Origin of the sequence: Sorangium sp. So ce1153, assembly GCF_051521595.1 — a bacterium.
Taxonomy (GTDB): domain Bacteria; phylum Myxococcota_A; class Polyangia; order Polyangiales; family Polyangiaceae; genus Sorangium.
Genome location: NZ_CP150361.1, coordinates 5,266,868 through 5,280,427, shown reverse-complemented (window position 1 = coordinate 5,280,427; position 13,560 = coordinate 5,266,868). Strand labels below are relative to the sequence as shown.

Annotated in this window: 10 protein-coding genes; 2 read left to right on the top strand and 8 right to left on the bottom strand. The window is 70.0% G+C overall.

All coding sequences use genetic code 11. The features are described from left to right. Nucleotides 1-95: 95 nt before the first annotated feature. The 8 genes from WME85_RS18800 to WME85_RS18765 all read right to left on the bottom strand — a co-directional run bounded on the left by WME85_RS18800 (nucleotide 96) and on the right by WME85_RS18765 (nucleotide 11,037). Entirely contained in the window at nucleotides 96-446 is a 351-nt protein-coding gene (locus tag WME85_RS18800) for a hypothetical protein (RefSeq protein WP_437839999.1), read from the bottom strand. 193 nt (nucleotides 447-639) lie between these two features. Then, entirely contained in the window at nucleotides 640-2,070 is a 1,431-nt protein-coding gene (locus tag WME85_RS18795; protein WP_437839998.1) for an AAA family ATPase, read from the bottom strand. A 255-nt stretch (nucleotides 2,071-2,325) separates the two neighbouring features. After that, a complete protein-coding gene (gene purH / locus WME85_RS18790; RefSeq protein ID WP_437839997.1) occupies nucleotides 2,326-3,894 on the bottom strand; it encodes a bifunctional phosphoribosylaminoimidazolecarboxamide formyltransferase/IMP cyclohydrolase in 1,569 nt (522 codons plus the stop codon). Between the two features lie 106 nt (nucleotides 3,895-4,000). Then, a complete protein-coding gene (lon, locus tag WME85_RS18785) occupies nucleotides 4,001-6,493 on the bottom strand; it encodes an endopeptidase La (RefSeq protein ID WP_437839996.1) in 2,493 nt (830 codons plus the stop codon). A 239-nt stretch (nucleotides 6,494-6,732) separates the two neighbouring features. After that, entirely contained in the window at nucleotides 6,733-7,989 is a 1,257-nt protein-coding gene (clpX, locus tag WME85_RS18780) for an ATP-dependent Clp protease ATP-binding subunit ClpX (protein ID WP_012235779.1), read from the bottom strand. 459 nt (nucleotides 7,990-8,448) lie between these two features. Beyond that, nucleotides 8,449-9,093 carry an ATP-dependent Clp protease proteolytic subunit gene (locus WME85_RS18775; RefSeq protein WP_061626654.1) on the bottom strand — a complete coding sequence of 215 codons (645 nt, stop codon included), beginning with the start codon at nucleotides 9,091-9,093 and terminating at the stop codon, nucleotides 8,449-8,451. A gap of 284 nt (nucleotides 9,094-9,377) precedes the next feature. Beyond that, entirely contained in the window at nucleotides 9,378-10,646 is a 1,269-nt protein-coding gene (gene tig / locus WME85_RS18770; RefSeq protein ID WP_437839995.1) for a trigger factor, read from the bottom strand. Nucleotides 10,647-10,872: 226 nt separating this feature from the next. Continuing rightward, entirely contained in the window at nucleotides 10,873-11,037 is a 165-nt protein-coding gene (locus tag WME85_RS18765) for a transcriptional regulator (RefSeq protein WP_433936287.1), read from the bottom strand. A 629-nt stretch (nucleotides 11,038-11,666) separates the two neighbouring features. On the opposite strand from WME85_RS18765, the gene WME85_RS18760 reads away from it, so the two are divergent. Together WME85_RS18760 and WME85_RS18755 are read left to right on the top strand one after the other, a co-directional pair. Continuing rightward, nucleotides 11,667-12,605, top strand: coding sequence for a ParA family protein (locus WME85_RS18760; protein WP_437839993.1), 939 nt, complete (start codon nucleotides 11,667-11,669; stop codon nucleotides 12,603-12,605). Continuing rightward, nucleotides 12,602-13,510, top strand: a complete 909-nt coding sequence (locus tag WME85_RS18755) for a ParB/RepB/Spo0J family partition protein (protein WP_437839992.1) — start codon at nucleotides 12,602-12,604, stop codon at nucleotides 13,508-13,510. The genes WME85_RS18760 and WME85_RS18755 overlap by 4 nt, the downstream gene beginning before the upstream one ends. The last annotated feature ends 50 nt before the right edge of the window (nucleotides 13,511-13,560 follow it).

Genomic DNA, 13,560 nt, shown 5'->3' with positions numbered 1-13,560 from the left:
GGCCGTCCGTGGACTCCCGCGGCGCCGCGGCGGATGATGGAAAGGCTGACGTAACTCCGTCCGGGGCCTCGTCGAGGTCCCTCTGACGATCTGACTTATATCCCCTTCGGGATCTTGTCGAGGTCCACCTGGGAGAGCGCGTGCCGGATCAGCGCGCTCCGGTTGGCCTTCGTCATCCCGCGCCCTTTGAGCGCGCTGACCATCTCGTCCAGGCGCTCGAGATCCTCGGTGTACATCGAGATGCAGATGACCTTGTAGTGCTGCGGCCTCTCGGGCGCCGCCGCGGCACCTGGCTCGGACGCGGCGCCCACCCCGGCTGGCCGGCTCTTCGCGCGCGAACGGGGCCCTTCCGTGGGCGTATAGAATGCCCCGGACAAAACGCCTTCCACCTCATCGCGATCGAGCAGCGCCCGCGCGGCGCCCCCGAGATCGCCTTCGCTCTTCATTGCTTCCTCCAGCTCCCTGCCCGCTCCAACCCCGGCCGGGACTCCGCGTCAGCGGGTCCCTTCATCCTGCGGGACTCCGCGTCCGCGGGTCCCTTCGTCCTGCGGGACTCCGCGTCAGCGGGTCCCTTCGTCCTGCGGGACTCCGCGTCAGCGGGTCCCTTCGTCCTGCGGGACTCCGCGTCCGCGGGTCCGCTCACGCACCCGCCGCCGCGCCCGGCCGCTCCGTCGCCGCGCCCGGCCGGTCGGTGCTCCACGACCCCCCTGCCTCGGAGCCGACCACGCCGCGCTCGCGGCTCTCGATGATGCGATCGACCACGGCGAGGTAATCGTCCGCCGCCGGAGTCCCCGGCGCATACTCGAAGATCGTCTGTCCCTGCGCGGGCGCCTCCTTGACCTTGATCGCCTGGCGGACCGGCGCGAGGCAGCGCTCCCCGAAGTGCTGTTTCATCGTGCTCACCGCCTCGCGCGCGATCTTCGCGCGACCGTCGAAGAAGGTCGGAAGCACGCCCCAGATCTGCACCGGATGGTGCAGCAGCGCGTTCACGTTCTTCACCGTCTTGATCACCTGCCGGACGCCGACGAGCGACAGGTAGTCGCACGCGACCGGGACGAGCACGCTGTCGGCGAACACGAGCGCGTTCTGGTTCATCAGCGAGAGGCTCGGCGAGCAGTCGAGCACTACATAGTCGTAGTCGACAGCGGCGGCAGAGAGCCGATCCGAGAGCACGCGATCCCGGTTCTGGCGACCCGCCAGATAGAGCTCGGCCGCGGCCAGCGTCTCGTTGGAAGGCAGGAGATCCAGGTTCGGGCGAACCGTCTTGATCGCGTCCGAGACCCGGAGCCCCATCACGAGCACGTGGTAGAGCGACCGCTCCGCGCCGGCGCCGAGCGAGACGGAGACGTTCCCCTGTGCGTCGGTGTCGACGAGGAGCACCCGCTTGTCGCGCGCCGCGAGCCCGGCCGCCACGCTCACGGCCGTTGTCGTCTTGCCCGTGCCGCCCTTGTGGTTGAAGACGGCCAGATACCGCGGCACACCGGCCGGGCGCGGCGGCGGCGGCGCCGCCGCCCGCTTCGCGCTCCCCGCCGGCGACAGGGACACCGCGACAGCGCCCTGCTGCCCGCGAGGCTCCGCCGGGCGCGCAGCAGACGCGGCCGGAGCGGCCGGCGCCGCGACCGCCCCCTGCGCGCTCGCCCAGGCTGCGGCCAGCTCCGGGGATGCCGGCTCGCCCGCATCCGCGGCGGCGCGGGCCGCCGGCGCCTCACGACGGGTCGGCGGCAGCCCTTCCGCCGGCGCCGGCGCCGGCGCCGCGGCCGCTGCCGCGATGTCGCCGAGGCGCACCCCCTTCGACTCACGGATCAGCTGCGTCCGGCACCCCAGCGAGCACGCGTAGTGCCGCCGCCCGGCCACATAGAGCACCTGCGACACGAGATCCGGGGTGAAGCGCTTCGCGCACGCGTCGCACGTGGCGAGCGCGGCGCCGGTTTCCCCGCCGAGCTGGCTATTTTCCAGGCATTTCTGCGAGCAGAAGAAGGAGAACCCGCCGTCCTTCTCCTCCATCTGGTACCGGAACTGGACCTCGAATCCGGTCCCGCACACGCTGCACGTCTCGCTGATTCCGCCCACAGCTAGCTCCTTCGCGCCGCGCACAGCGCTTTGCCCAGGCGCAGCGTTGACCATCATCACAGTCAAGGACCAAAGGTCAACTTTTCTGCGAGCGGTGCACACGCTTCCCCCGGGAGGAGCGCGCAGCGCGCCTCCGCCTCATGGCGAGCCTCTCCAGGGCGCGCCGGGCGCGGCGGGCCGGCGCGGCGCCAGGCCGCGCGCCGCGCCGGGGCGTGCCGGGGCCGCGCGCGGCTCTGGCGCCGCGCCGGGCCCGGCTCAGTGACGGAAGTGCCGGGTCCCGGTCAGCACCATCGCGACCCCCGCCGCGTCGGCGGCGGCGATGACCTCCGGGTCCTTCACGCTGCCTCCGGGCTGCGCGACAGCGGTGATCCCGTGCTCGGCGGCCACCATCAAGCCGTCCGGGAACGGGAAGTACGCGTCTGACGCGAGGACGCTCCCGCGGGCCCGCTCGCCCGCCTTGCTGCAGGCGATGCGCACGCTCTCGACCCGCGACATCTGCCCGGCGCCCACGCCGACCGTGCTCCCGGGCACCGCGAGCACGATCGCGTTGGATTTCACGTGCTTGCAGACGCGCCAGGCGAGCTCGAGCGCCTCGATCTCCCGCTCCGTGGGCGCCCGCTTGGTCGCGACTCGGCCGCCGCGCACCTCGCCGGCCGCGGTCGCGTCCCGGTCCTGGACCACGAGCCCCCCGCCGACGCGCTTGAACGTCAGCTCCCGATGGTCCGCGGGCAGGAGCGCGCCAGTCGCGAGCACCCGCAGGTTCTTCTTGGTGCGGAGCACCTCCAGCGCGTCGGGCGCGTAGGCGGGCGCGATCACGCACTCCAGGAACGTCTCGACCAGCACCTCGGCGGCCGCGCGGTCGACCTCGCGGTTCAGCGCGACGATCCCGCCAAAGGCGCTCACGGCGTCCGCGTTGCGCGCCGTCCGGTAGGCGGTCGCGAGGTCGCTGCCTGTCGCGACGCCGCACGGGTTCGTGTGCTTCACGACGACGGCCGCGGGCTCGCTGAACTCCCGCACTGCCTCGAACGCCGCGTCCACGTCGACGAGGTTGTTGAACGAGAGCTCCTTGCCGCCCGCGCCCAGCGACTCCGAGAGCGCGAGCGAGCCCGCGGCCGCGCCCCGCTCGCGGTAGAAAGCGCCCGACTGGTGCGGGTTCTCGCCGTACCGGAGCGGATAGGCCCGCTCGAGGGCGAGCGTCAGGAAGCGCGGATACGTCTCGCGCTCCGCGGCGTTCGGCTCGCCCTCCTCGGGCAGCGAGGAGAGATAGCCGGCCACCATCCCGTCGTAAGCCGCCGTGTGGGCGAACGCCTTCGTGGCGAGCCGGCGGCGGGTGGAGCTCGACACCGCACCTTCCCTGTCGATCTCAGCGAGCACGGCCTCGTAGTCGGCCGGGTCGACCACCACCGCCACGCGCGCGTGGTTCTTGGCCGCGCTCCGCACCATCGACGGGCCGCCGATGTCGATGTTCTCGATGATCTCCGCGTGCGAGACGCCCGGCCTCCGGACCGTCGCCTCGAAGGGGTAGAGGTTGCAGATCACGAGATCGATCGGCTCGCCCCCGAGCCGCGCGAGGTCCTCGTCGTCGATCGCGCCGCGCATCAGGATGCCGCCGTGCACCCTCGGGTGGAGCGTCTTCACCCGGCCATCCATCACCTCGGGAGAGCCGGTATAGGCCTCCACGCCGACGACCGGCACGCCCGCGTCCTGCAGCGCCCGCTGCGTCCCCCCGGTCGAGAGGAGCTCCACGCCCTTGTCCGCGAGCCGCCTGGCCAGCGGGAGCAATCCCGTCTTGTCGGATACCGAAATCAGTGCGCGTCGAATCATCGCGACGCCAGCTAGTGCGTCTCGGCGCCCGCCGCCAGTCTATCCGTCCAGCGCCGCGCTCGCGCGACGCTGGAGCGATGGGCGGCGCGCGAGCGCCCGGCGCCGCTCAGGCGGCGGGCGGCGCGGCCGGCGTCGGCTCGCCCGCCGGGGCCGGCGGCGCCATGACCGGCGCTTCCTCGGAGACGAGCTCGCCGTCCCGGTACTCCAGGACGCCCTTCGGAGGCCCGAAGACCGCGTTGGGATCGGGCAGCATGAGCGCCTCCCGGAGCACGTCGTCGACGTGCTCGACGAGCACCAGCCGCAGCGACTTCAGCACCCGCCGCGGCACGTCCCGGAGATCCTTCCGGTTCTCCTTCGGCAGGATCACGGTCTTGATGCCCCCGCGGTGCGCGGCGAGCAGCTTCTCCTTGAGCCCGCCGATCGGCATCACGCGGCCGCGCAGGGTGATCTCGCCCGTCATCGCGAGATCCCGCCGGACGGGCACCTTCATCAGCGCGCTCACGAGCGCGGTCACCATGGTGACGCCGGCGCTGGGCCCGTCCTTCCGGACGAAATCGGGGAAGTGGATGTGGACGTCGACCTTTTGATAGACGTCCGCCTCGAGCCCGAGCCGATCGAGCCGCGAGCGCACGTAGCTCATCGCCGCGTGCCCGCTCTCCTCCATGCCCTTCTCGAGCAGCCCGGTGATCACGAGCTTGCCCTTGCCCGGGACCACCGTCGCCTCGGCCGGGAGCAGGTCGCCGCCGACGTTGGTCACGGCCAGGCCGTTCACGAGCCCCACCTCGTCGCGCTCCTCGCGCCTGCCGAGCCGGTACTTGGGCACCCCGAGGTACTTCGGGATGCTCTTCGCGACGACCTCGATCGGCTTGTCCTTGCCGTCCGACACGACCTTCCGGGCCACCTTGCGGCACACGCTCGCGATCTCGCGCTCCAGCGAGCGAACGCCGCTCTCCTTCGTGTAGTGGTGGATGATCGTCCGGAGCGCCCCCTCCGTGAAGTCGAGCGACACGTCCTCCAGCCCGCACTCCTTGCGCTGCCTGGGCACGAGGTACTTCACCGCGATGTTCAGCTTCTCGAACTCCGTGTAGCCCGAGAGCTGGATGACCTCCATGCGATCCTGGAGCGGCACCGGGATGCCAGAGAGCGTGTTCGCCGTCGTGATGAACATCACGTCGGAGAGGTCGTAGTCGAGGTCCAGATAGTGATCGTTGAAGGTGTGGTTCTGCTCCGGATCGAGCACCTCGAGCAGCGCCGCCGCCGGATCCCCGCGGAAGTCCGTCGACATCTTGTCGACCTCGTCGAGCAGGAAGACGGGGTTGTTCGTCCCGACCTTCTTGAGCGACTGGATCAGCTTGCCAGGCAGCGCGCCGATGTACGTGCGCCGGTGGCCGCGGATCTCCGCCTCGTCGCGCACGCCGCCGAGCGACAGCCTCACGAACTTGCGCCCCGTCGCGCGCGCGATCGACTTCGCCAGGCTCGTCTTGCCGACGCCGGGCGGGCCCACGAAGCAGAGCACCGGGCCCTTGAGCTTCTTCGTCAGCGCCTGGACCGCGAGGTACTCGAGGATCCGCTCCTTGATCTTCTTGAGCCCGTAGTGATCCTCATCGAGGATCCGCTCGGCCTCGACGAGGTCGTAGCGCTCCTCGCTCTTGTCGTACCAGGGGAGCTCGAGGATCCAGTCGATGTAATTGCGCACCACGGTCGCCTCGGCGCTCGTGGGGTGCATCATCTTGAGCTTCTTGAGCTCCTTCTTGACCTTCGCGGCGGCCTCCTTGCTCATCCGCTTGGTCTTGAGGGCCTCCTCGATCTCCTGGATCTCGTTCTTGAACTCGTCGCGCTCGCCGCCGCCCAGCTCCTTCTGGATGGCCTGCATCTGCTCGTTGAGGTAGTACTCCTTCTGCGTCTTCTCCATCTGCTTCTTGACGCGACTCCGGATCTTCTTCTCCACCTGGAGAATCTCGATCTCGGCCTGCATCAGCTCGATGAGACGCTCTAGCCGCTTCTGCGGCTCCTCCATCTCGAGCAGCGCCTGCCGGTCCGTCAGCTTGATGGTCGGCAGGTTGGCGATGATGGTGTCGGCGAGCCGCGAGGCCTCGTCGATGGCCTGCACCGCCATCAAGACCTCGGGCTGGATCTTCTTGTTGAGCTTGACGTACATCTCGAACGTCGACTGGACCGAGCGCATCAACGCCTCGACCTCGACGCTCGCGACCGAGCTCTCGACGATCTCGTCGTACTCGACCAGGAAGTACGCATCGCTCTGGACGTAACGGCGGATGCGCGCCCGGCGCTTGCCCTCGATGAGGACCTTGACCGTCCCGTCCGGCAGGCGGAGCAGCTGCATGATCGCGCCGACCGAGCCGACGCCGAAGATGTCGTCCGGCGTCGGATCGTTCGTCTTCGCGTTCCGCTGCGCGGCGAGGAAGATCTCCTTGCCGCGGTTCATCGCCTCGTCGAGCGCGGCGATGCTGCGCTCGCGGCCGACGAACAGCTGAGAGACCATGTGTGGAAAGACGATGATGTCGCGTAGCGGGAGCAACGGGACGATCCCGCGCTCGGGTGCGTTCTTGCCGCGATCACTGTCGTTCTTGAAGAACATCCGCCGTCTTTCCGGGAGTGTCAGGAGGCCGGGGCAGCCCCGCCTCGGTTGTCACGAGTGTCCTGGTCTACTGCTGATCCGCCGCCGGGTCGGCCCGCATCCCCGGGGGACGCGCGCGGGGCCGGCGTGCTCAAGGGGCTCTGGGGGGCGAAGGCGCGCTGCGCGCGCGCCCTTCATCGCGGTGACCGCGGCGCGGGCTCGCGCCGCGCGCCCTGGCCCACGACCCCCCGGGGAAAGCGCTACGCGAGTTCCGCCTCCTTCGTGTACACGATGAGCGGCGGCTCGTGCTTGACGATCACGTCCTCGCTGACGACGACCTCCTTGATCCCGGTGCGGGACGGGACGTCGTACATGATGTCGAGCATCGCCGACTCGAGGATGGCGCGCAGGCCGCGGGCGCCGCTGTTCCTCTCGAGGGCCTGGCGGGCCACCGCCACGAGCGCGCCCCGGGTGAACTTGACCTTCACCCCGTCCATCTCGAAGAGCTTCTGGTACTGCTTGACCAGGCTGTTCTTCGGCTTCGTGAGGATGTCGATGAGCGCCTCCTCGTTGAGCTCGTGGAGCGTCGCGACGACCGGCAAGCGCCCGATGAACTCCGGGATGAGCCCGAACTTGAGGAGGTCCTCCGGCTGGACGACGCTGAGCAGGTCGCCCAGCTTGAAGTCCTTCTTCGCCTTGATGTCCGCGCCGAACCCGAGGGTGTTCTGGCCAATGCGCCGCTGGATGATCTGGTCGAGCCCGACGAACGCGCCGCCGCAGATGAACAGGATGTTGGTCGTGTCGACCTGCAGGAAATCCTGCTGCGGGTGCTTGCGGCCGCCCTTCGGGGGGACGTTGGCGATCGTCCCCTCGATGATCTTGAGCAGCGCCTGCTGCACGCCCTCGCCGGAGACGTCGCGCGTGATGCTGGGGTTGTCGCTCTTCCTGCTGATCTTGTCGATCTCGTCGATGTAGACGATGCCGCGCTGCGCGCGCTCGACGTCGTGATCCGCGTTCTGCAGGAGCTGGACGATGATGTTCTCGACGTCCTCGCCCACGTAGCCGGCCTCGGTCAGCGTCGTCGCGTCCGCGATCGCGAAGGGGACGTTGATGATCTTGGCGAGCGTCTGCGCGAGGAGCGTCTTGCCGGAGCCCGTCGGGCCGAGCAGGAGGATGTTCGACTTGGACAGCTCCACGTCGTCCGAGGAGACCCGGCTGTCGATGCGCTTGTAGTGGTTGTGCACCGCCACAGCGAGGATCTTCTTGGCGCGGTTCTGGCCGACGACGTACTCATCCAACGTCGCTTTGATGTCGGCGGGCTTGGGCACCGGGGTCGACCCCGCGTACGGCTCGTCCTTCTCGACCTCCTCCGCGATGATGTCATTGCAGAGCCCGATGCACTCATCACAGATGTACACCGTGGGGCCCGCGATGAGCTTCTTCACCTCTTTCTGCGATTTGCCGCAGAAAGAGCAGCTTAGATTGCCATTCGAGTGATCGTCCCGCCTTCGCTCCACTTCGACCCTCAGTGCGGTCTGCCGACGCTGCCGCTTCAACGAGAGGTGGGGTTCCGCCGTCGCGGCCCCGCCAACTTGGGACGGGGACGGCTTCCACCGTCCCCTGTATTTTCAGCGATGCGCAGCCAAACGCCGCGCTCGGATTCTAGTCCGGTGCCCGTACCGTCGCAAGCTAACGGGGGTGGTCTCCAGCCTGTGGCCGAAGTCAGGGAATCGCCCGATGGCGCCCCGGCGCGGGCCGCTGATGAGATCGCGCGCCACGGGAGGAGCAGCGGATCGAGCGAGCGCACCGCGGCGCGCCGGGCGCCGCCGGGCGCCACGAGCCCGCGCGCTGCGTACGTCGCGACGCTGTAGCGCGGCGCGAAGCCGCCGCGCGGCCCGACGTGGCGCCGCGGTTCGACGCGGCTCCGCGCCGCCCCTCCGTCCCAGCACGCCCGCCAGCCGAGGGGGCGCAGGCACCTACTTGTTCCGCTTCGGGAAGACCTCGTCGATCAGGCCGTACTCCTTGGCCTGCGTCGCGCTCAGGTAGAAGTCGCGCTCGATGTCCTTCGCCAGCTCGTCCCGGTTCTTGCCGGTCGCGTCGACGAGGATGTCGATCAGCGTCTCCTTGATCTTCTTGATCTCGCGCGCCTGGATCTCGATGTCCGTCGCCTGGCCCCGCGCGCCGCCGAGCGGCTGGTGGATCATCATCCGCGCGTGCGGCAGCGCGAAGCGCCGGCCCTTGCGGCCCGCGCTGAGCAGCACGGCGCCCATCGACGCGGCCTGACCGATGCACATCGTCGACACGGGGCAACGCACGTACTGCATCGTGTCGTACATCGCGAGGCCCGACGTGACCACGCCGCCCGGGCTGTTGATGTAGACCTGGATCTCCTTCTCGGGATCCTCGCTCTCCAGGAAGAGGAACTGCGCGATCACGGCGTTCGCGACGAAATCATCGATCTCCGTGCCGATGAAGACGATGCGATCCTTGAGGAGGCGGCTGAAGATGTTCCACTCCCGCTCGCCGCGGTGGGTCACCTCCGTGACCGTCGGGAGGATGTAGGCCTTCTCGCGTTCGAGAAACTCGATGGCTTGGGTGCGGGTTTCGACTCGTCGGGTCATCCGGTGCTCCGGGGGGTTTCCTGCCGCGCGGCAGGGTCTCTACTCCTGGGCCAGACTGCGTCCGATCGCAAGACCGAACGCGCCCGAGGTTACCGGAAATCTCGGCCGCTCGCCGGGCAACGCACGGAACGCGCGACGGTGCGTCGCGCGTTCTGTGCGTCGATGCGCGTCGACGCGCATCGACGCACAGAGCGCGATGGACGCACCCGATGCCGTTCGGTGAGGGCGCCGCGACCCGGACGATCAGCGCGGGTCGCGGCAGGTCGGCCAGCGCTCGGCCGCGGCTAGCCCGCGTCCGTGACGTTCGCCGCGGCCTCGATGATGTCGAGGATCTTGTCCTCGAGGATCATCCCGGCGAAGAGCTCGCGCTTCTGGGGCTCGCGGTACTCGGCCTTGATCTTCGCGACGTTCTTGCCCGTCTGCTCGGCGAGCTCCTCGTAGCCCTTCTCGAGGTCGGCCTCGGTGATCCTGACCGCCTTCGCCTTCGCGATCTCGGCCATGACCAGGCCCGCGCGCACCTTCATCTCGGCGTCGAGCCGCACGCGGGCGCGGAACTCCGGCGTCGGATCGACGCGCTGCCCCTGGCGGCGCGCCGTCGCGAGCAGCTCGCGCTCGGCGAGCTGCGCCTGCTGATCGACGAGCGACGGCGGGACCGGGATCGGGTTCGCCTTGCAGAGCTCGACCACGAGCTGCTCGGCGACCGCGTCGCTCGCCCGCTGCGTCAGATCCTTCTCGATCTTCTTGCGGACCGACTCGCGCAGCGCGGGGAGGCTCTCCTCGCCGCAGTCCTTCGCGAACTCGTCGTCGACCTCGGGGAAGATGCGCTCCCGGACGTCCTTCAGCGTGATGTGGAAGATCGCCTCCTTGCCCCGGAGGTCCGCGTTCGAGTGCTGCTCGGAGAACGTCACCGGCACGTCCTTCGACTGCCCGGGCGTCATCCCGTGGAGGGCGTCCTCGATCTCCTTGAAGATCTGCCCGCTGCCGAGCTCGGTCTCGATCTCCTGCGCCTTCGTGTCGCGCAGGGCGCCGCCGATCTCCAGCGTGAACGAGATCGTCGCCAGGTCCCCCTTCGCGGCGGGGCGCTCCGGCTCCGGCGCCTGCAGCGTCGAGTGCTCGCGGCGCAGGGCGGTGATCTCGGCGTCGATCATCTCCTCGGTCGGCGTGGTCGAGGGGCGCTTCACCTCGAAGCCCTCCCACTTCACCTCGGCGATGTCGGGGCGGACCTCGAACCGGGCCTTGTAGGAGAAGTTGTCATCGGGGCGGAGCTCGGTGGGCGCGATCGCCGGCTGGGACAGCGGCTGCACCTGCTTGTCGGCGAGCGCCTGGTTCAGCGTGGCGTCGACGAGCCGCTGGGCGACATCGGCGTGGATGCGGCCGCCGTAGAGGTGCGCGAGCACCTGGCGCGGCGCCTTGCCAGGCCGGTAGCCCCGGACCCGGGCCGTCCGCTGGAGCGCCGTATAGGCCTTGTCGACCTCGCTCCGGACGCGGTCCGCGGGGACCTCCACCTGAAACTCCATCAGCACGGGAGAAAGCTTTTCGACGTTGACTTGCATGGCGTTCTTTTCGAAGGGCGGCACTCGTGCCACGCGTCGCCGGGGGGGTCAAGACGACCGACAGGACGCTGCTTTAAAAAAAGGAGCCCCGGCGGAGAGGCGGCCGCCGGGGCTCGGGATCCCGGGAGGGATCGTGCAAGCTGATGTGCATCGCCGCGCCGCGCGGCGATGCAGCGCGGGCGCGCGCGGGGAGCCGAAGGGGCTCGTCCGCGCCGCGCCGTCGCGCTCAGTCGTCGTCCGAGACGTCGAAGGGATCCTTCTCGAAATCGAGCTCAGCGTCGAAGGATCCTTCGTCCTCGACGATGTCCTCGAGCGAGAAGCCCACGCGGCTCGGGCGAAGAATCTCCCGCTCGAACTCGGCGAAGTTCTGATACGACCTGGGAAGCGGCATCTGTCCTCCTCACATGTGCCGAGGCGACGTCGGGGCGTCGGTCTGCTCGGCGAAGCTGGGCGTCACGTCCGTGGATCAAGGGCGGTCAGCGCCGGCCCTCGACGCGCGTCGAGGGCGGACGGCGGAGCGGAACCGATCGCCGACCTGCGTTGAAGCGAAGGCGAAAGCACGAGGACCTGCGCAGGAGCGAGCAAGGCAGGCTCGCGCCCGTCGCACCAGAACGCGCGGGCAAGGACGCGATCGATCGGGGCGGCGTCGCCGCAAGCCAGCAGCGCCCCTCCGAGGCCGAAGCCATGGCCCCGCCTCGAGGCGCGCCCGCGGGTCGACGGCCCCGTCGTTCGCTTACCCTTGCCTACATCAAGCGACATGTGGGTCACTGTAGATGGCCTCGCCGTTCAGGCCAACAATCCGGCGCGCGGAGGGCCAGCCCACGGCGAGGGTTCGGGCGATCTGGCGGTGGGAGCGCCAGGGGAGCGCGGCGGGCGGGGAGGCCGCCGCGGGTCGGTCGATCGCTTCCTGGGCGGGACCGTTCCCGCGCGTCCGGTCGAACCTGCAGCCGAGACACCCGGCTTCTCTCGACGTGCCGATAGGGGTCGTGTAAGCAGCCGGGTCGGACGCGACACAGCACGATGCCATCGCCGCCACCGCCCAAAGAGGGGGGCGCTCCCGGCAAGCCCGGCGCCGCCTCCAAGCCTTCGCCTGTCGTCTTTGCCGTCGCCAACCAGAAGGGGGGCGTCGGCAAGACCACGACGTCGGTCAACCTGGCCGCGAGCTTCGCCGCGGCGGAGCACCGGACGCTGCTCGTCGACTGCGATCCGCAAGGGAACGCGTCGAGCGGCGTCGGCGTGCGGCGCGGGAGCTTCGAGCTGTCGCTCTACGACGTCCTGATCGGGCAAGCGACGCTGAAGGAGGCGATCGTCGCCACCGAGGTGCCGCTGCTCGACGTGGTGCCCGCGACCCAGGACCTCGTCGCGGCCGAGCTCGAGCTGGTCGACGCGGACGATCGCGCGGTGCGCCTGCGCCACGCGCTGCGCCCGCACCTCGACGGGTACGCCTTCGTCGTCCTCGACTGCCCGCCCTCGCTGGGGCTACTGACGCTCAACGCGCTCACCGCGGCGCACCGGGTGCTCGTGCCGCTCCAGTGCGAGTACTACGCGCTCGAGGGGCTGACGCACCTCATGGCGACGATCGACAGGGTGCGGAGCGCCTTCAACCCGGAGCTCACGGTCGAGGGCGTCGTCCTCACGATGTTCGACGGGCGCAACTCGCTCACCCACCAGGTCGCCGACTCGGTGAAGGCGCACTTCCGCGTCTTCGACGCGATCATCCCGCGCAACGTGAAGCTCAGCGAGGCGCCGTCCCACGGCAAGCCGGCGCTGCTCTACGACGCGCAGTCGAAGGGGGCGCAGGGCTACCTGAGCCTCGCGGCCGAGATCCTGGACGGCGCGCCCGCCGCCGCGGCGGACGCGAAGAAGAGGCAGCGCGGGGACGACGCCGAGGCGGAGCCGCAGGCCGAGGCCTCGCCCAACACCGGAGCGCGCGCGAGGGACGCGCGACCCAGATCATGAATGCCGATCAGAAAGGGGCGCGGCGCGCGCTCGGACGGGGGCTCGACGCCCTGCTCCCGGCGCCGCCGCCGGCGACAGCGACGGCGGCCGAGGGGCGCAGCGTCTTCGTGTGCGCGATCGAGAAGATCGTCCCGCAGAAGGGGCAGCCGCGGCAGCACTTCGACGAGACCGAGCTGGAGGAGCTCACCGGGAGCATCCGCGAGCACGGGCTCATCGAGCCGCTCATCGTGCGCAGGACGCAGTCCGGCAACGACAGCTTCGAGCTCATCGCGGGCGAGCGGCGGTGGCGCGCCGCGCAGCGCGCGGGGCTCCGGGAGGTGCTCGTCGTCGTCAAGGACGTCTCGCCCAAGGAGGCGTTCGAGCTGGCGCTCGTCGAGAACGTGCAGCGGGCCGACCTCAACCCGATCGAGATCGCCGAGGCGTTCGATCGGCTGCTGCGCGAGCACAGCTACACGCACCAGACCCTCGCGGAGCGCGTCGGCAAGGACCGCACGACGATCGTCAACTCGCTCCGGCTCCTCCGGCTGCCCCCGCGGATCCGCACCATGGTGATCTCGCGCGAGCTCAGCGAGGGCCACGCGCGCGCGCTGCTCGGGGCGCCGAGCGACAAGGTGATGGCCGACGTCGCCGAGCGGACCGTCCACGGCAAGCTCCCGGTCCGCAAGGTCGAGGCGCTGATCAAGGCGGCGAAGGAGAAGGAGAGCCGGTCGACCGAAGGCGGCGAGGAGCCCGGCGAGAAGAAGCGCGGGGGGAAGTCGCCGGCGATCAAGGACCTGGAGGCGCGCCTCATGCGGCGGCTCGGGACCCGGGTCGAGGTGCGCGACGAGGGCGGCCGCGGCGAGCTCGGCATCACCTACGGCTCGCTCGACGAGCTGGACAGGATCATCGCGCTGCTCGGCGCGTGAGCTGCCGCGGGCGGCCCGCCGGGCCGACGCTCGCCCGCGTCCGCCCGGCG